The sequence below is a fragment of the Flavobacterium ginsengiterrae genome (genome assembly GCF_039539785.1).
Taxonomy (GTDB): Bacteria; Bacteroidota; Bacteroidia; order Flavobacteriales; family Flavobacteriaceae; genus Flavobacterium; species Flavobacterium ginsengiterrae.
In genome coordinates this window covers 193,329-211,530 of sequence record NZ_BAABDU010000003.1, presented here as the reverse complement: position 1 = coordinate 211,530, position 18,202 = coordinate 193,329, and the positions used below count along the sequence as shown (strand labels likewise).

At 36.3% G+C, this 18,202-nt stretch carries 14 protein-coding genes; 6 read left to right on the top strand and 8 right to left on the bottom strand.

The window, feature by feature from the left end:
• The first annotated feature begins 173 nt into the window (after window positions 1-173).
• The 5 genes from ABD859_RS03810 to ABD859_RS03790 all read left to right on the top strand — a co-directional run bounded on the left by ABD859_RS03810 (window position 174) and on the right by ABD859_RS03790 (window position 7,271).
• Complete coding sequence (locus tag ABD859_RS03810) at window positions 174-839, top strand: succinate dehydrogenase cytochrome b subunit (RefSeq protein ID WP_345140463.1); 666 nt, start codon at window positions 174-176, stop codon at window positions 837-839.
• A gap of 15 nt (window positions 840-854) precedes the next feature.
• Window positions 855-2,855 carry a fumarate reductase/succinate dehydrogenase flavoprotein subunit gene (locus ABD859_RS03805; RefSeq protein WP_345140460.1) on the top strand — a complete coding sequence of 667 codons (2,001 nt, stop codon included), beginning with the start codon at window positions 855-857 and terminating at the stop codon, window positions 2,853-2,855.
• A gap of 49 nt (window positions 2,856-2,904) precedes the next feature.
• A complete protein-coding gene (locus tag ABD859_RS03800) occupies window positions 2,905-3,651 on the top strand; it encodes a succinate dehydrogenase/fumarate reductase iron-sulfur subunit (protein ID WP_345140458.1) in 747 nt (248 codons plus the stop codon).
• 292 nt (window positions 3,652-3,943) lie between these two features.
• The gene (locus ABD859_RS03795; RefSeq protein ID WP_345140455.1) at window positions 3,944-6,361 is read left to right on the top strand and encodes a hypothetical protein; all 2,418 of its coding nucleotides are present in this window, start codon (window positions 3,944-3,946) and stop codon (window positions 6,359-6,361) included.
• 328 nt (window positions 6,362-6,689) lie between these two features.
• Entirely contained in the window at window positions 6,690-7,271 is a 582-nt protein-coding gene (locus ABD859_RS03790; RefSeq protein ID WP_345140452.1) for a DUF6707 family protein, read from the top strand.
• Window positions 7,272-7,411: 140 nt separating this feature from the next.
• Here ABD859_RS03790 and ABD859_RS03785 read toward each other — a convergent pair whose 3' ends face one another.
• Window positions 7,412-9,715: a family 20 glycosylhydrolase gene (locus ABD859_RS03785; RefSeq protein WP_345140449.1), complete on the bottom strand. Its 2,304-nt coding sequence runs from the start codon at window positions 9,713-9,715 to the stop codon at window positions 7,412-7,414.
• 187 nt (window positions 9,716-9,902) lie between these two features.
• Between ABD859_RS03785 and ABD859_RS03780 the strand changes: the two genes are divergently transcribed.
• The gene (locus ABD859_RS03780) at window positions 9,903-10,679 is read left to right on the top strand and encodes a DeoR/GlpR family DNA-binding transcription regulator (RefSeq protein ID WP_345140446.1); all 777 of its coding nucleotides are present in this window, start codon (window positions 9,903-9,905) and stop codon (window positions 10,677-10,679) included.
• Here the strand turns inward: ABD859_RS03780 and ABD859_RS03775 are convergent.
• From ABD859_RS03775 to ABD859_RS03745, 7 genes are all read right to left on the bottom strand, one after another.
• The gene (locus ABD859_RS03775) at window positions 10,676-11,746 is read right to left on the bottom strand and encodes a dipeptidase (protein ID WP_345140444.1); all 1,071 of its coding nucleotides are present in this window, start codon (window positions 11,744-11,746) and stop codon (window positions 10,676-10,678) included. The genes ABD859_RS03780 and ABD859_RS03775 overlap by 4 nt on opposite strands.
• Window positions 11,747-11,764: 18 nt before the next feature.
• Window positions 11,765-12,880 carry a D-TA family PLP-dependent enzyme gene (locus tag ABD859_RS03770; protein ID WP_345140442.1) on the bottom strand — a complete coding sequence of 372 codons (1,116 nt, stop codon included), beginning with the start codon at window positions 12,878-12,880 and terminating at the stop codon, window positions 11,765-11,767.
• 3 nt (window positions 12,881-12,883) lie between these two features.
• Window positions 12,884-13,531: a bifunctional 4-hydroxy-2-oxoglutarate aldolase/2-dehydro-3-deoxy-phosphogluconate aldolase gene (locus tag ABD859_RS03765; RefSeq protein ID WP_345140441.1), complete on the bottom strand. Its 648-nt coding sequence runs from the start codon at window positions 13,529-13,531 to the stop codon at window positions 12,884-12,886.
• 9 nt (window positions 13,532-13,540) lie between these two features.
• Complete coding sequence (locus ABD859_RS03760) at window positions 13,541-14,572, bottom strand: PfkB family carbohydrate kinase (protein WP_345140439.1); 1,032 nt, start codon at window positions 14,570-14,572, stop codon at window positions 13,541-13,543.
• 257 nt (window positions 14,573-14,829) lie between these two features.
• On the bottom strand, window positions 14,830-15,297 hold the full coding sequence (locus tag ABD859_RS03755; RefSeq protein ID WP_345140438.1) for a RidA family protein: 468 nt from the start codon (window positions 15,295-15,297) through the stop codon (window positions 14,830-14,832).
• Between the two features lie 4 nt (window positions 15,298-15,301).
• A complete protein-coding gene (locus ABD859_RS03750; RefSeq protein WP_345140436.1) occupies window positions 15,302-16,621 on the bottom strand; it encodes a GntP family permease in 1,320 nt (439 codons plus the stop codon).
• Between the two features lie 17 nt (window positions 16,622-16,638).
• Window positions 16,639-18,168 carry a SusD/RagB family nutrient-binding outer membrane lipoprotein gene (locus tag ABD859_RS03745; RefSeq protein WP_345140434.1) on the bottom strand — a complete coding sequence of 510 codons (1,530 nt, stop codon included), beginning with the start codon at window positions 18,166-18,168 and terminating at the stop codon, window positions 16,639-16,641.
• Window positions 18,169-18,202: the final 34 nt, after the last annotated feature.

The window sequence follows — 18,202 nt, the reverse complement described above, 5'->3', positions numbered from 1 at the left end:
CAATGATTTGAGGTTCTATAGTGAATTATTTTTTATCAGATAAAAATTTGTACGTAAAAATACGTAGAAAGATGCTATTTTAAAATCATTATAAATAACAGCGAAATGGTTGTAGTTCTTTTGTAATTGAGTTATTTTTGTCTAATTTTTTAAAACAAACTACTTAAACACTTATGGCACAATCTGCACTATTGAATGCTTCCATCTTAAAGAAAGTAGCTATGGCTCTTTCGGGAATATTCTTAATCACGTTTTTAGCGCTGCATGTTTCCTTAAATTTTATTTCTATTTTAAGTAAAGATGTCTTCAATGAGGCTTCTCACTTTATGGGATACAATCCGCTGATTCAATATGTAATGCAGCCAGTTTTGGCATTTGGAGTAATTTTCCACTTTGTAATGGGATTTATACTTACAGCTCAAAACAGCGCAGCAAGACCAATTGCATATGCTAAATACAACGGAGCGGCTAACGCTTCTTGGAGTTCTAGAAATATGATTATTTCTGGATTGGTTATTTTGGCTTTCTTAGGATTGCACTTTTATGATTTCTGGTTTCCTGAGGTTAGCTACAAATATATAGCTGGAACGGCGCCGGATGCTACAAGATATTATGGTGAATTAGTTCACAAATTTCATGACCCAATCCGTACAGGTTTATACTGTATCTCTTTTATTCTTTTAGGATTTCACTTATGGCACGGGTTCGGTTCATCTCTTCAATCAATGGGGATGCATAACAAATACTCTAGATTTTTAGCAAAAGTGGGTTACTGGTTCGCAGTTGTTGTTCCGGCTGCTTTCGTAATTATCGCATTATTTCATCATTTCAACCAATAATTAATATCAATTATAATGGCATTAGATTCAAAAATTCCAAATGGTCCTATAGCGGACAAATGGACAAATTATAAAGATCATATTAATTTAGTAAACCCTGCTAACAAACGTAATCTTGATATTATCGTTGTTGGTACAGGTTTGGCTGGAGGTTCGGCTGCGGCTACTCTGGCAGAGTTAGGATATAACGTAAAAGCATTCTGCTTCCAGGATTCTCCACGTCGTGCGCACTCTATCGCTGCACAAGGAGGTATCAACGCTGCAAAAAATTATAAAGGAGACGGTGACTCTGTTTACAGATTATTTTATGATACTGTAAAAGGAGGAGATTACCGTGCTCGTGAAGCAAACGTTCACCGTTTGGCTGAAGTTTCTGCAAATATTATTGACCAGTGTGTGGCTCAAGGGGTGCCATTGGCTCGTGAATATGGCGGGCTTTTAGATAACCGTTCTTTTGGAGGAACTTTGGTTTCTCGTACATTTTACGCACAAGGACAAACTGGACAACAATTATTGTTAGGAGCTTATTCTGCAATGAACCGTCAGATTGGTCGTGGAAAAATTAAAATGTACAACCGTCATGAAATGCTTGACATTGTAATCGTAAACGGAAAAGCGAGAGGTATTATCGCTCGTAACTTAATCACTGGAGAAATAGAAAGACATTCTGCTCATGCGGTAGTAATTGGTTCTGGAGGATACGGAAACGTATTTTTCCTTTCAACAAATGCTATGGGATCAAACGCTACAGCAGCTTGGAAAATTCATAAAAAAGGAGCGTTTTTCGCGAATCCTTGCTACACACAAATTCACCCAACTTGTATTCCGGTTTCTGGAGATCACCAGTCTAAACTGACTTTAATGTCTGAATCGTTACGTAATGACGGACGTATCTGGGTTCCTGCAAAATTAGAAGATGCTCAGGCAATTCGTGAAGGAAGAAAAAAAGCAACAGATTTATCTGAAGCAGAAAGAGATTATTTCTTAGAAAGAAGATACCCTGCTTTTGGTAACCTTGTACCTCGTGATGTTGCGTCTCGTGCGGCTAAAGAAAGATGTGATGCTGGTTTTGGAGTTAACAAAACAGGAGAAGCAGTTTACTTAGATTTCGCTGCCGCTATCGAACGTTACGGAAAAGAAGCTGCTCACGTAAAAGGATTGAATGAAAATGACAAAGCTTTAGTTACTAAATTAGGAACTGATATCGTGAAGAGTAAATATGGAAACTTATTCCAAATGTACTTGAAAATTGTTGATGAAGATCCTTACACAACACCAATGATGATTTATCCAGCGGTTCACTACACAATGGGTGGAACTTGGGTTGATTATAACTTAATGACTACAATTCCTGGATGTTTCTCAATTGGAGAGTCTAACTTCTCTGACCACGGAGCAAACAGACTTGGAGCTTCTGCTTTAATGCAAGGTTTAGCTGATGGATATTTCGTATTGCCATATACTATCGGAGATTATTTAGCTCCAGATATTAAAATGGGACCAATTTCTACAGACTTACCAGAATTCGTTGAAGCTGAGAAAGCAGTTGTAGATCAAATCAATAAATTTATCAATAACAACGGTAAACATTCAGTTGATTACTTCCACAAAAAATTAGGAAAAATTATGTGGAATAAAGTAGGTATGGCTCGTAACGCTAAAGGTTTAACTGAAGCTATCGAAGAAATTGCTGCTTTACGTGAAGAGTTTTATAAAGATGTAAAAGTTCCTGGAAGCGCTAACGAATTTAATCAGGAATTAGAAAAAGCAACTCGTGTTGCCGATTTCTTAGAATTAGGAGAATTGTTCGCGAAAGATGCTTTACACCGTAACGAATCTTGTGGAGGTCACTTCCGTGAGGAATACCAGACAGAAGAAGGAGAAGCACTTCGTGATGACGATAACTTTGCATACGTTGCAGCTTGGGAATACAAAGGAAAACCAAGTGACGCCGTATTACACAAAGAACCTCTTAATTACGAAAACATTAAATTAGTTCAAAGAAGCTACAAATAGTATTTGAAAAGTCTAGATGCTTTTTTGTAATACTTAAAACTTACACAAAATGAAACTTACATTAAAAATATGGCGTCAGAAAAACGCCCAAGATAAAGGAGGGATTGTAGAATATCCTATCGATGGAATCGAACCAGATATGTCTTTCCTTGAAATGCTTGACGTTCTTAACGAAGAACTAATCAACAAAGGAGAAGAGCCTGTAGCATTTGACCACGATTGTCGCGAGGGAATCTGCGGAATGTGTTCTTTGTTCATCAACGGTGAAGCACACGGACCAGACAGAGGTGTTACAACTTGTCAGTTACACATGCGTATGTTCAAAGATGGTGATACAATTTTTATCGAACCATTTAGAGCAAAAGCTTTCCCGGTAATTAAAGACTTAGTTGTTGATAGAAGTTCTTTTGACAGAATTCAACACGCAGGAGGATTTATCTCTGTAAACACTTCAGGAAATACAATCGATGCGAATACTATTCCAATTAACAAAGATGATGCAGACAAATCATTTGATGCAGCGGCTTGTATTGGTTGTGGAGCTTGTGTTGCAACTTGTAAAAACTCTTCAGCAATGTTATTCGTTTCTGCAAAAGTTTCTCAATATGCATTATTACCACAAGGTAAAGTTGAAGCGACTGACCGTGTATTAAACATGGTTCACCAAATGGATTTAGAAGGTTTTGGTAACTGTACAAATACAGGAGCTTGCGAAATCGAATGTCCAAAAGGAATTTCTCTTGAAAATATCGCACGTATGAACCGTGAATATTTAGCAGCGAGCTTAAAAGGATAAAGAATACAATTTAGTATATTTTAAAAAACGCATTCATTAATTTGAATGCGTTTTTTTGTTTTGGGCTGTTTCACAAAAAAATCTGTTGATTATTTTAAACCATGCCGCAATTTTTTTGTTGCATTTTATAATTTGAAACCAATAAGTATTCTCATTTTTTGATTTGTTATAGCTCAAATAATAATTTTAACGTGCAGATTTACAGCACAATGATTTTTGCTTTCTGTCTGGTTATTGTTTGAGAATGAAAAGATAAGTTTTCTATTATAAAGTAATCTAATGCTAAATATTTATGAAAAAGATTTTTGTATTAATTGCCATCTGCGCTTACATTTTTTTATCCTGTAAAAAAGATAAAGAAACCGGCGATAAAAAAATGGTTGCAGCGAATCAGAAAGATTCTACTGATATTAGTGATAATGGCTGGCCGAGACAAGCAGAAAATAACGGAACAAAACTCGTTTATTACCAACCGCAGATTGACAGTTGGGATGATCACAAAATAATTAAAGCCCGATTGGCTTTTTCGTTAACGCCAAAAGACGGCAAACAAGTTTTGGGTGTTGCCTCTGTTGAAGCTTCGACTTTAGTCGATAAAGATTCGCGAAGCGTTTTTTTTAAAGATATTCAGGTAACCGATGTTCGCTTTCCTGCGCTTGATGAAAAAAAGATTCCCGAAATGGAAAAACTATTTAAGGAAATACTTCCAAAAAGCGGTGATCCAGTTTCTGTAGATCGTATTCTGGCAGATTTAGACAAAACGACAAGTCCTGCAAAAGGAATCGCGGCGCAAAACAATCCGCCTCCTATATTTTACAGTTCCACTCCGGCAATTCTACTTATTGTGCAAGGCGAACCCGTTTTGGTTCCTATAGAAAAATCAGATATACAATATGTCGTCAATACAAACTGGGATTTGTTTTTTGATAAAGCGACAAGCGATTATTATCTGCTTGCCGAAGATGTCTGGCTTACGTCTAAAAAAGTCGAAGGAAAATGGACCAAAACTACTAAAGTATCAGATGGGTTAAAAAATTTGCCTTCTGAACAAAATTTCGACGAAGTAAAAAAAATGATTCCGCCTCCAAAATCGGGTGATGCCCCTCAGGTTTTCTTTAGTAAAGTGCCTGCAGAGTTGATTTTGGTAGAAGGTCCGCCAAAATTTGTTAAAATTCCGGGAACACAATTATTATATATTGATAATACCGAAAATGATGTTTTTGCAAACGAAGCACAAGGTCAATATTATGTGCTTTTGTCAGGAAGATGGTTTGGTTCTAAAAGTTTAAACGGGCCGTGGAGTTATGCGGGGAATAGTCTGCCGGCTGATTTTGCTAAAATTCCCAAAGATTCTCCTAGAGCAAGTGTTTTAGCATCTGTGCCGGGAACACAGGAAGCAAAAGACGCTGTGATGTTGGCGCAAGTTCCGACAACGGCAATCATCAATAAAGCCGATGCCGAAGCAAAAGCAAAAGTAACTTATGACGGGACACCACAGTTTAAACCAATCGAAGGAACAAAAATGCAATATGCCAGCAATACGCAGGAAAAAGTTATAAAAGTGGGCGATTTGTATTATATGTGTTTTCAGGCAGTTTGGTTTATGTCGACAACGCCAAATGGCCCTTGGAAAGTAACAGATTCTGTGCCGAAAGAGATTTATACAATTCCGCCAAGTTCGCCGGTGTATAACGTAACGTATGTAACGCAAAACGTAACCGATACCACTGTAGAAAGTAGTACAACGGCTGGATATTTTGGAGCGTTTATAATTGGTGCGACTGTTGGCGCGCTTTTAACTTATGGAACAGGATTTTATTATCCGCCTTATTATTATGGAGGTTTGTATCCAATTTATCGTCCTTGGCCATGTACGTATGGTGCTGGAGCTGTTTATAATCCGTGGACAGGAGGCTGGGCAGCCGGAAGAAGAGTGTATGGACCTTATGGATCTGCTGGTACTTCTGCATGGTATAATCCGGCAACAGGAAGATATGGTCGCTCGGCAAGTGTGCAGGGTTGGTATGGAGGCAGAACTGCAGCTGATTCTTATAATCCGTGGACAGGAAATTATGCAAGAACAGCACAAGGACATAATGCTTATGCTCAATGGGGACATTCGGCGGCAACAAATGGACACGATTGGGTTCAGACCGGGCATGTAACTACAAGACGTGGTACCGCAATTGGATATGAAACTTCCGGAGGGGACAAAGGTGTTATTACACATAGAAGAGGAGGAGGGACTACTGTTCATACTAATAATAACAATATCTATGCAGGTCACGATGGTCATGTATACAAAAGAGATGCAAATGGTAACTGGAGCCATTACAATAATGGAAATGGCGGGTGGTCGCAGGCAGGAACTCTGGGTGGATCGCAGCATAAGCTTGATAAAACTCAAATTAATACTCCGGATAGAGAATCTGGATTAGGAAATAAATCTTTAGGTCAAAATAATCGCCTTGGTGACCGTGCCGATAATATATCAAAACAAGATCGTACACTTGGAACACCCAATAAACCTTTAGGAGAAGCAGGCGGACAAAATGTAACCCGAGATCTGGATCATTTTGAAAATTCGAGAGCGCAGGGTGAAATGAGAAATCAAAATTTTCAAAACTTTAGAAACAACAGCAATTTTAGAAGCGGCGGTTTAGGCAGCGGCGGATTTAGAGGGGGAGGTGGTTTTAGAGGTAGAAGATAAACTGCTTTAAACATAAAAAAGGAAGACAGTTACAATTTGAAGTAGCTGTCTTTTTATATTATTAATCTGGTTTTAATTATTCGTAATACAACTGCGATTCCTTTATTTCTTGTTTTTCTTTTCCTTCCTGCTGTATAAAACAAGTTAAAGTTGTGCCGCCAATCTGGTCAAAATAGCTGATGTTGAGCTTATGAAAGCCTTTTCAAGTTTAGCAATTCCGTAAGTTGCTACTTAAATAATTTAGGTTTTTTTTTACATTTTTGATTTTGTATAGATGTACATTTGATCTTTATTATATAAAGGAAATATTTAAATTATCAGAATTATTATGATGGATTATATAAGCGATATTGAGGGTTTATGCTCAACGAAACTGGAAAAGACTATAGGAATAAGATTGTCAAAAAAGTTCTCGAAAAATAGTTGGAATGACCTTTCTGAATTGTCATTACTTGTTTATAGTTTTTACATAAATGGTAAAGAAAAGGAAATAGCCCCGATTCTAGATGAGGTTTCAAAAATTAAATTCTCTGGTAAATTTGACGTATGGACCCCAATCGCATATTGTATGGCTCTAAATTATTTTTTGGCAGCTTCAAAGTCAAAGAAAGATGAGATACACGATTCTATTTTGCAGCCTGTGAAGTATAAAGAGTTGAAATTTCCGAGTCAAGGCCAAGCATATCCTGAGGAGATCCTGAAGAAAAAAAGGCTCGAAATGGCAATTGATGGACTTGTTTCGGCAAAAAAAGATGGAACGAAAAGAGAATTATATGAGAGTCGAGTAAGTGTACTTTCGAATCTTCTTTTGATATTAGCGGTGAATAATGGAAAAGATTCTAAACTTGATGATGAGATTTTTAATCTTGTCGACATTGAAATCAAGGAAATTGACAAAAATGCAGTATAAATATTTTCCCTAAAACAATTGATGGAAATTTCATAATCTAATTTTAATTAATATTTTCTTCTAAATGATTAATGTAAAAATAGATTATAATAAAAAGAGAAAACGCATTCAATAGTTTATTGAATGCGTTTTTTAATGTTTTATTCGTAATAAAGCTGTGAAGCACTAATTTCCAGTTTTTCTTTTCCTTCCTGCTGTATAAAACAGGTTAAAGTTGTGCCGCCAATCTGGTCAAAATAACTGATGTTGAGCTTATGAAAACCTTTTTCGAGTTTAACCGCTCCGTAAGCTTCATTAAGCCAGTGTATGCCGTCGTTATTCACAACAAGCTCATCATCTATAAAAAGCTTCGATCCGTCGTCTGAAAGCGTCGAAAAAGTATAATTTCCCGTTTCTGGTATAAAGATATAACCGCTGAATTTTAAACCGATATATCGCTCTGTTTTTGATTTCCATTTTTCAGAACTTATTGTGCCTTCAAAAATTCCTGAATTAACAGGTTTCACTAATTCTAAATCCTGAGCCTGCTGAAATAACTTTCCAGTAAAGTATTCATATTTTAAACCTTTTTTCGCTGGTTTTGATGTTAATGCAGGTTTTAGTTCCGGATTTCGGACGATTATTTTATTAATAGAACTTCTTCTTCCGCTTGGGCTGATCTGTACCGTTTTTATTATTCTGAATTCTCCTTTCGGGATATTTATCGTTACAGGTTTGGTGTAAAGTTCAGCTGTTTCATCTGGATTATAGCCGTCAATATTATAAAAAATCTGTCCGTTTTTAATAATGGGTTTTAAATCCAAAACATATTTTGAAGCAATCAAGGCAGTTTCTTCGGAACCAAAGGGAGCTGGGACTTTATAAAGTCTTTTTTGTGATTCCAGTTTTTCTAAATGATGCGGTATTTGATTTAAAATAAAACGGTTATAGTTTTTATTTTGAGGTTCAGTCCATGCAATTTCAGATAAAGCAAATAATCTTGGATAAAGCATATAGTTCAACTTAGCCGGACTTGTTAAATATTCTGACCAAAGATTAGACTGTACTCCCATAATATATTTTTGTTCCTCAACAGTAAGACTGTCTACAGGGGTAGGATTGTAATTATAGATTTTTTCAACGGTTGTTAATCTTCCAATGGTAAGCGGTTCTTGAGGAGAATATCCCTGATTGTAATCTAAATAAAGAACCTGCTCTGGATTCATAATTACAAAATGTTTTTGTTTTGCAGCGCTGATTCCGCCAGATTCACCGCGCCATGACATTACAGCCGCGTTTGGCGCCAGTCCGCCTTCGAGCATTTCATCCCAGCCCAAAATTTGTCTTCCGTGGGCATTTAAGAATTTTTCAATTCGGGTTGTTAGATAACTCTGCAGTTCGTGTTCATCTTTTAAGCCTAAAGTCGCAATTCGTTTTTGGCAGTTTGGACATTCTTTCCATCTGGCTTTTGGACATTCGTCTCCACCAATATGAATATATTTACTTGGAAACAGCGCCATAACTTCGGTTAAAACATCTTCTAAAAAAGTAAAAGTTTCTTCTTTTCCGGCGCAGAAAATATCTTCAAAAACACCCCAATATTCTATAACTTTATAATTTCGTTCCGGAAAACAAGATAAATTAGGATAAGCTGTAACAGCTGCTGTTGCATGACCCGGCATTTCGATTTCCGGAATAATGTTTACATAATGCTCTTCGGCAAATTTTACAACTTCTTTTATTTCCTCCTGAGTATAAAAACCGCCGTATGGATTTCCATCAAAAAAATAAGGCGATCTTTCGAATTTATTTCCCACTAAAGTCTGCGCTCTTTTTGATCCGACTTCGGTTAGTTTTGGATATTTTTTAATCTCAATTCGCCAGCCCTGATCGTCTGTTAAATGCCAATGGAAATTATTTAATTTATAATAAGACATTTGTGCGATAAAATCTTTTATAACATTGACGGAGAAAAAATGGCGGCACACATCGAGGTGAAGCCCGCGGTAGTCGTACCTCGGCTCATCTTCGATGGTTAAAATAGGAAATTTTACTTCCTGATTTTTAGAATTATTAGGTAAAAGCTGCAATAAACTCTGAACAGCATAAAATAATCCTTCTTCACTTCCGGTAACCGTTATTTTTTTAGATGAAATATTGATTCTATAAGCTTCTTTTTTTAGAGAAAAAGCTGGTTTTTCTGCAATGAATAAAACTTCAATATTGCTTTTTTTATTTGACGCATTTGTATTTACAGTCGACTCAAAAATCTGTGCTGTTTTAAATTCTTTTGGACTGAATTTATTCTTCTCAAACAAAATTTTAATTTTTCCGCTTATGCGAATACTGTCGCCGGTTGTTTGAAACGAATTTGGTGCAGGAATTATCGAAATATTCCCGGAAGTACTTTGAGCATTTCCAAATGAACAACAAAAAATCAAAAACAGAAGGATACTTTTTTGCATGGCGGTTATTTTGGTTTTGTTAAACAAATTTAAGGTTTGTAAATTAGTCTGCATTTTTTTTGCAAAGGTGTTTTTTATGTAAATGTCTTTAAAATAGTGGAATTAACTTTTTAATTACTTTGTGTTATAATTTGTTTCGCAAGAATATTGCATTTATTGTTTACATTTGTTCAAAAAAAGAATTCGCATGAATAATGATAATGAAGTGGTTAATTATACCAAGGAAGAACGTAAAAATCTTATTTTAAAAGAGATTAACCTGCATACTCGCGTAAGTTTTGAAACTCTTTCGGCTAAATTATTTGTTTCAGAAGATACGGTTCGACGTGATATAAATGAACTTGAATCAGAATCTTTATTGATTAAAGTAAAAGGCGGCGCGATGACAAAAGCGTACCATCACTCTTCATCAAATCAAACATATGCAGGCGAATCAAAACAAATTATCGCACAAAAAACATTAGGACTTCTTCATGACGGAATGGTGCTGCTAATTGGCGGCGGTACAACTATTCGCGAATTCATTCGTTTAATTCCTAATGATTTAAACCTGACTATTTTTACCGTAACCGTTTTATCTGCTGTTGAACTTCTGGATAAGCCTAATGTTAAAATTATCATGATTGGCGGCAGCATTTCATCATACAGTCAAATGTGTGTGAGCGGCGATGTTTACAATCAGTTAGCTAATATTAAAGTTGACTTATTAATTCTTGGAACCAATGCTTTAGATATTGAAGGCGGTTTCTCTGATTCTGACTGGGAAACGGTTCAGGTAAAAAAAGCAATGATTCAGGCTTCAGAAAAAACAGCGATTCTTACTATTTCTGAAAAACTGGATACGGTTCTAAAAATGAAAATTGCCAATTTATCTGAAGTAGATTACGTAGTAACAGAAGTTGATCCTGCTGACGAAAAATTACAAGCATATAAGAAGGCAGTTCCAAGTTTAGTTTTTATTTAATCCCAGTTTTTTACTAAAAAATTAATCCAGTTCTGGTGAAAGATTTTATCTAAATCTTCATCTGAATAACCATGGTTTTTAAAAATCAGAACCAATTTTTGTAAATCAGCAATGGTATTTAAATCATACGGGCATTGTTCCGTTCCAAAAGCGCCGTCAAGATCTGAACCAATGCCAATATGATTCGCGTTTCCTGCCAGCTGACAAATATGATCCATGTGTTTAAAAACGGTTTCTAAATTGCAGTTTGTTCCCTGCGGAGTAGAAACGCCTCTTTCCCAATTCGGAACCAGCATCCAGGCATCTAAAGCGCCTCCAATAACAGCTCCTCTCGAAATTAAAGCTTTTATCATCTTGTCACTGTACTGGCGGTTATGATCTACAAGGCTTCTGCAATTATTATGACTTGCCCAAACCGGACCATTAAAATGATCTAATGCCTGCCAGAAAGCATCGTCGCATAAATGTGTCGCATCCAGAATAATATTTAAACGTTCCATTTCTTTTAATAAATCAATTCCGTTTTGATTCATTTTTCCCGTTGCGTCAGTTCCGTTTGCGTAGCGTCCGGGACCGTAATGTGCAGGGCCAATAGCGCGTAATCCGTAATTATATGCTTTTTCCAAATATGAAATATCAATTATAGAATCGGCGCCTTCTAAACTCAAAATATAACCAATAGGTTTTTTATCGTTTGGTGTTCCGTCGTTCCATAAATCAATTTGTTTTAAAAGCGATTTTTTATCTGTAATTGGGGTTATTTCTCCTGCTTCTTCCATGGCTTTGTACCACGTAAGCTGTCCCTGCGTTTGCGCCCAGGCTTGTTCTGGCGAATTCCATCCCGGAATAATACTGTCTGGTTTTACAAATCTGGCAATTTGAGTCGCTACGACAATTCCAATATTACCGCGGCGCAAATCCGGAAAAGAAACCGTTGCACGTTCGCGGTCTGGTTTGTCATTCATTCCTTTTTCTAAACTGCGCAGAGTAGGAACATCATTTCTTAAATCACGATTCCATTCCATCGCATTCATGCTCAGGTCTAAATGGGCGTCTATTATAAACATATATTTTGACTTAAATTTTTATATACTAATTTCTCTGCTTCGGGCGGCAACAAGCCACTTATCACAAATTTGATGTCCTTTATTTACCACCTGAACAGAATCGTACAAGGCACAGGTTGGGCAGACGTGATAGGGAAGTGCGTAAATTGTGTCGCCAACAGCATATTTATTTTCTCCCTGATTTTCTAAAATTAAATGTTCTTCTGAATGCGCTGTCGGAATCAGATTAACGTCATTTAAAATTACCAATCGTTTATCGATAGGATTTTCAGAAGAAACGGCTTTGTAGCCAATGTCAATGCACAATGTTGAAGCTGTTGGTTTTGAAATTACCGTTCCCACAATTGCCAAAGCCGGTTTAAATTTCTGTTCCGGTAAATGAGACTGATAATTAAAATCCCAGAAAACAAAAGTTCCCGGACTGCATTCTACATTTTCCTGTGTGGCATAAAACGGAAAAGTATTAGAACCTCCGGCAACAATTTTTAATTCATAACCCAGTTTTTGTTCCAGAATTTCTGTTTTTTCTTTTATTTCGATAAAAGCTTTCGAAGCTGTTTCTGTTCTTTCTTCAACACTTCCTTTTAAATGACCATCGTAAATGTGAAAACCTTCAAAATGAAGATTTTTTAATTTCATGATTTTATCTGTCAAAGCCGTCCAGTTTTCTGAAATCGAAAATCCGGTTCTGTTCATTCCGGTATTCAAATCCAGATAAATGTTCAGTTTTAGATTGTTTTCTTTGGCAGTTTCATTTAAGGCTTTCGCCGATTCCAGATTATCTGTAATAGTCGAAAACTTAATACTTGAATATTTTTGAATCAGCGCAATCCATCTTTCTTTTTTAATGCCAACGGGCTGATAGGCGAGAAGAACATCTGGAATTTCATGAATTGCAGCAAGTTCAGCTTCGGCAATTGTGGCGCATTTTATTTTTTTGATATTGTAAATTTTAAACAATTCCAGAATTTCGCCAATTTTATGGGTCTTGATATGAGGTCGTAATTTTTGGGTATCACCATTTACTGAACCAATAAGACGTTCAAGATTAAACCGGATACGATCTTCGTAAACGGCTAAAAATGGCGTATCAATTAAGATATCAGATTTAATTTTCCACCAATTTTCTTCCATAACTTAGTTTCTTGTTTTTTCTACTACTTCAATTAAATTTTGAAATGCCTGTAATGCCTGCTCATAATTTAAATTTAAAAGCATTTCTTTTGAAAATAAATTAGAACCAATTCCAACACAGACAACGCCGGATTTAAACCATGATTTTAAATTGCTTTCTTCAAGAGTTACACCTCCTGTAGGCATTATTTTTAAATCTGGGAAAGGAGCTCTAATAGCTTTTACATATCCCGGTCCTCCAATTTTATCGGCAGGAAAAAGCTTTACAACTTCGGCGCCTAATTTATTAGCGTGAAGGATTTCGTTTAATGTTGTCGCGCCGGGCATCCAGTAAATGTTATTTTTTAAGCAATAAGCTCCAATTTCGGGATCGGTATGCGGACAAACAATACAATCTGCTCCAAGCTGATGATAGGTTTCGGCTTCGGCTAAACTTAAAATGGAACCAACAGCAATTTTTACATCCAGATTTTTTTCTTTTCTAAAGCTTATCATTTGCGTAAAAACTTCTTTTGAATCTTCTGCACGAGCAGCAAACTCGATAATTTTTATGCCAGCATCAGCCGCCGATTGTAAAACTATTTGGGCTGTTTGGATATTGATTTGGGTTACTAACGGAAGTACGCCCTGTTTTTTTAAAATGCTGTACATATTTTCTTTTTATCTGTTAATTCTATTACTTGAACCGTTTTTAATAAAATGGCTTATTTCGTCGAGACTGGCAATAGCAAAATCTCCGTGAATACTTTGTTTGATAGCGCCGCAGGCTGTTGCCCATTCTATACATTCCTGACCAGATAATTTATTAGATAATCCGTACAATAATCCGGTATTAAACGCATCGCCAGAACCAATCTGGTCTGTTACAATATGTATTTTGTGTTCTGATGTTTCGTAAAAACGGTCTTCATGGATTAAAATACCTTTGTATAAATGCGCGAGCCCGTCTGATTTTCTAAAACTCATAGCCAGTGTTTTTAGAAAAGGCATTTTTTGTTTTAACAACTCGAAAGTTTTTTGAAAACGATCTGCGTCCGATTCGTTTTTATTGGTTTTAATTCCGAAATAAATTTCAACGGCGTCAAGATCAGCAACGGTAATATTACTGTATTGCAGTAAATCAGGCATTATTTCAGATGGATGTTTTCCGTACTGCCATAATTTTGAGCGATAATTAAAATCAGATGAAATAGGGATTCCTTTTTTATGAGCTGTTAAAATGGCTTCTTTGCAGGCAAGACCCGCTTCGTTTGAAACTCCAGGACTTATTCCTGACCAGTGAAAATGAGTAACATCTTCTAAAACTTTTTTCCAGTTAATCTGATCTTTTTGAATGGTTGCAAATGATGAGTTGCTGCGATCATAAATAACCTGCGACTGCCTGATTTGATTTCCGGATTCTACAAAATATAAGCCCAGACGTTCTCCGCCATAAACACATTTTGAAGTATTTACTTTGTATTTCTGAAGTTCGTTTAAAGCCAGCTGCGCTAAATCGTTTTGAGGTAATCGGCTTATATAATCGGTTTGAATTCCGAGCTGTGAAAGTAAAACACAAACATTGGCTTCGGCTCCGCCTACATGAACTTTTATTTCATCTGCCTGCGTAAACCGGTTTCCATTGGCAACATTCATCCGAAGTAATAATTCTCCAAATGCCGCAATTCTTGTTTGTGAGGTATTTGTATTCATAATAATATTTTTTTAGCCACGGATTAAAAGGATTAAAAAGATTTTTTTGGATTGCGTTTAATTCTTCTGTCACGAATTACTCGAATTAGCTTAAATTAATTCGTGAAAATTTGTGAAATTAGCGGTGGAAAAACATGATTTAATCCTTTTAATCTGTGGACTATAATTGAAAAAGCAGCCACAGACTTTCGGATTAAATTATTTTCCTTAACCAATACAGATTACTCTTTAATCGTTATTTTCTGCGGCATATATTTTTACCATAATTCGAAAACGGCTTCGACTTCAACGGGAATATTATCCGGTAATGATCCCATTCCTACTGCGCTTCTTACTCCAATTCCGTTTTCCTGTCCCCAAACTTCTGCAAACAATTCGCTGCAGCCGTTTATAACATACGGATGTCTTAAAAATTCTTCGTTACAATTTACCATTCCCAGTACTTTTATAACTCTTTTTACTTTGTTCAGACTTCCAAAGTTGGTTACAATGGTAGAAAGCATGGTTAAGCCAACTTGTCTTGCGGCCAGTTTTCCTTCTTCAATATCCATATCGTCGCCAATTCGGCCAATGATTAAAGATTTATCGTCGCGTACAGGGCCGTGACCAGAAAGATATAAATATTTACCATCAACTAAATAGGGTTTATATATACCAAGAGGCTCAGGTGCCGGAGGTAAGGATAAGCCAAGTGCTTCAAATTTTTCTTGTGGTAATAAATTCATGATATTAATGTATTATAGAGTTTAAAATAAAAACGAAAACAATTCCTAAAACAGAAACTAATGATTCCATGACGGTCCAGGATTTAAAAGTATCTTTTAGACTGATATTAAAATATTCTTTGAACATCCAGAAACCTGGGTCGTTTACATGCGAACACATTAAACTTCCTGCGCCGACTGAAAGTACCAATAGATTTGGGTCAAGTCCGGTTGTTTGCAGCAACGGAAGCAGAACGCTGGCCGTCATTAATCCGGCTGCTGTAGCAGAGCCAACACAAACGCGAATTATCGCAGCCATTATCCATGCCAATAAATAAGGATGAATGTTTATTTGTGTTAAGGCGTCTACTATAGTTTCATTTACGCCGCTTACAATCATAACTTCTTTTAAACTGCCTGCACCGCCCACAATTAAAACAATCAAGGCAACATCTTTTATAGCAATGGCGTAATCATCCATTACAGAAGTTATGCTTCGGTTCATTTTGATTCCTAAAGTATAAGTACAGATAAGTAATGAAATCAGCATAATCATGCTGGGTTCGCCTACGGTTTTGCAAATGTTTAATGCGGTTTCATTTTTTGTGAAAAAAGGTACTATTGAAGTGATCGTTAATCCGAAAACCGGAAATAATGCAGAAAATAAACTAAGCGAAAAGCCAGGTAGTTTCCCGTGGTTTACAACTTCTTCGGTATTCAGGATTTCATGATCAGATTTTGACTTGATGTTTTTAAGCAAATTTGAAAATAACAAACCCGCAATAAAAATGGTTGGTATTGCAATTATAATTCCGTAAACCAAAACAAGACCAATATTGGCATTTAAAATACTGCTTAAAGCCATTGGTGACGGATGTGGGGGCAAAAAACCGTGTGCTACTGAAAGCGACGCCAGCATTGGAATTCCCAGATATACTTTTGACAGTTTGAACTGATGGGCTACTGAAAAGATTAGTGGTACTAACAAAACAAATCCAACACTATAAAATAGAGGTATCCCAACAATAAATCCGGTAATCATTAAGCCGAGTCGAACGTATTTTCTGCCCGTCCATCCCATAACAGTTTTGGCAATGACATTTGCGGCGCCTGATGAAACGGTAAGTTTACCAATACAGGTTCCAAAAACAATAATCAAAGTAATAGATCCTAACATTTCGCCTAAACCTTTTTGAACAGTTTGCGGCAAAGTGTTTATTGGCAGGCCTAAAAAAAGACCTGCTAATAAAGCTGTTATGATAAAGGCAATAAAAGGATTAATTTTAAGCCAGGCTATCTGAATGATTAAAAACGCAATGCATGCCGTAAGAATTAAAATGCTCATTTATCTTTTTTATAATTTTATTTATCCCACCAAATTTTTGTTGTAAAACTGTCTTCGCCCTGATGCTTAACTGCTTCTGCTAAGTTAGCTGAATTGACTGAATATTCGCTGGTTGGATATTTTAAACGTCTTGGTATTGTGCCGTTTGTAACATTTCCAGGGAAATTTACTGGTGTTAAAACCGGATAACCGGTTCTTCTCCAGTTGGCATACACTTCTTGTTCGTCTACAAATAATGCAATGTAAATTTGAGTATGAATCTGGTTCATTTTTGATTCAAACGATCCGGCTGTATTGTATGGATTTGCTGTTAAATAAGGCGTGGCATCTGTAATCGCATACGGTGCACCATAAATTCCCATGTTTAAGAATGAAGCTTTTACACCTTTTTCATATAAATCTTTATCAGTTTCATTTGTGTACCAGCCTCTCGCTGCAGCTTCTGCTAAATAAAAATTTGTTTCGGCATTGCTGATTAACACCAGCGGTGCATCATATTTAAAAACCGTACTTTGGTTAGGTTCAGAATATGTTCCTTGTTCTGCGGCATTTGGAGCTGTTTTTGTTCCGTTAGGGAAACCTTTTTGTACAGCAAGTGAAGTATTTTGAACATTTCCCTGCCAAACTCCGGCGTAAACACTAATTCTAGGATCGGCAGTTGACTGCATTAAATCAATAAAGGTTTTAGCTAATTTACCGCCTTCAACATTTTTTTGCCCGAATGATCCCGCTGTAAAATCCTGTCTTCTGGAATCCAGACCAACCGGATTTCGGTTAAAATCGTTTGGTCCGTCAGTATATTTCATAATGGCATTATCACTTCCGTTTAGGATTACACCTCCTGCAATTGCTTTGGTTACCCATGTTTGAGACAAAGCAGGATCAACTTTAGATAATCTTAAACCTAAACGAAGCATTAATGAGTAAGAGAATTTCTTCCATTTAGCAACATCACCGTCATAAATAAAATCAGATTTTCCAAAACTTGGTTTTGCCGGATCTAATGCTGTCGCAGCTTCATCTAATTCTTTTAATAAATCTTTGTAGATGAATTCCTGTGTATCATATTTTGGAAGGAAAACCTGTGTACTCGTTGCTTTTGCTGCTTCGGTATACGGAATATCGCCATATAAATCCGTTATTTTATGATATAAATAAGCTCTCCAGATTCTGGCAATATTAAGTCGGTTGCTGTCGTTTGGATTATTTTTTACGGCGTCAATTACTATTTGTGTTTCATTTACGCCTGTTGGATATGCCTGATTAAAATAAGCAGAAAAATAAACTTCGTTGCTTAAATATTTATCTCCAACACCAGATGCTTCTTTGTAAGTTGCATAATGCTGCAACATACCGCCGCACTCCAAAATATTAATTAAAAAATAGTTGTTGTTTAAACCATCAAGCTGTGCTTTGCTGAAAACAAAGTTTGGATTTGGTTTATCTACTGAGTTTGGGTTTGTGTTGATTTCTTCAAAATCATTGGTACAGGATGCCATACTTCCTAAAAGTATTCCTGTGATATATAAAATGGTTAACTTTTTCATGTCTTTTAATTTAGAAATTAGAAATAAAGCGAGT

Coding starts and splice junctions, on each gene's coding strand:
- ABD859_RS03810 (WP_345140463.1), top strand. CDS start 174: ATGGCACAATCTGCACTATTGAATGCTTCCATCTTAAAGAAAGTAGCT.
- ABD859_RS03805 (WP_345140460.1), top strand. CDS start 855: ATGGCATTAGATTCAAAAATTCCAAATGGTCCTATAGCGGACAAATGG.
- ABD859_RS03800 (WP_345140458.1), top strand. CDS start 2,905: ATGAAACTTACATTAAAAATATGGCGTCAGAAAAACGCCCAAGATAAA.
- ABD859_RS03795 (WP_345140455.1), top strand. CDS start 3,944: ATGAAAAAGATTTTTGTATTAATTGCCATCTGCGCTTACATTTTTTTA.
- ABD859_RS03790 (WP_345140452.1), top strand. CDS start 6,690: ATGATGGATTATATAAGCGATATTGAGGGTTTATGCTCAACGAAACTG.
- ABD859_RS03785 (WP_345140449.1), bottom strand. CDS start 9,715: ATGCAAAAAAGTATCCTTCTGTTTTTGATTTTTTGTTGTTCATTTGGA.
- ABD859_RS03780 (WP_345140446.1), top strand. CDS start 9,903: ATGAATAATGATAATGAAGTGGTTAATTATACCAAGGAAGAACGTAAA.
- ABD859_RS03775 (WP_345140444.1), bottom strand. CDS start 11,746: ATGTTTATAATAGACGCCCATTTAGACCTGAGCATGAATGCGATGGAA.
- ABD859_RS03770 (WP_345140442.1), bottom strand. CDS start 12,880: ATGGAAGAAAATTGGTGGAAAATTAAATCTGATATCTTAATTGATACG.
- ABD859_RS03765 (WP_345140441.1), bottom strand. CDS start 13,531: ATGTACAGCATTTTAAAAAAACAGGGCGTACTTCCGTTAGTAACCCAA.
- ABD859_RS03760 (WP_345140439.1), bottom strand. CDS start 14,572: ATGAATACAAATACCTCACAAACAAGAATTGCGGCATTTGGAGAATTA.
- ABD859_RS03755 (WP_345140438.1), bottom strand. CDS start 15,297: ATGAATTTATTACCACAAGAAAAATTTGAAGCACTTGGCTTATCCTTA.
- ABD859_RS03750 (WP_345140436.1), bottom strand. CDS start 16,621: ATGAGCATTTTAATTCTTACGGCATGCATTGCGTTTTTAATCATTCAG.
- ABD859_RS03745 (WP_345140434.1), bottom strand. CDS start 18,168: ATGAAAAAGTTAACCATTTTATATATCACAGGAATACTTTTAGGAAGT.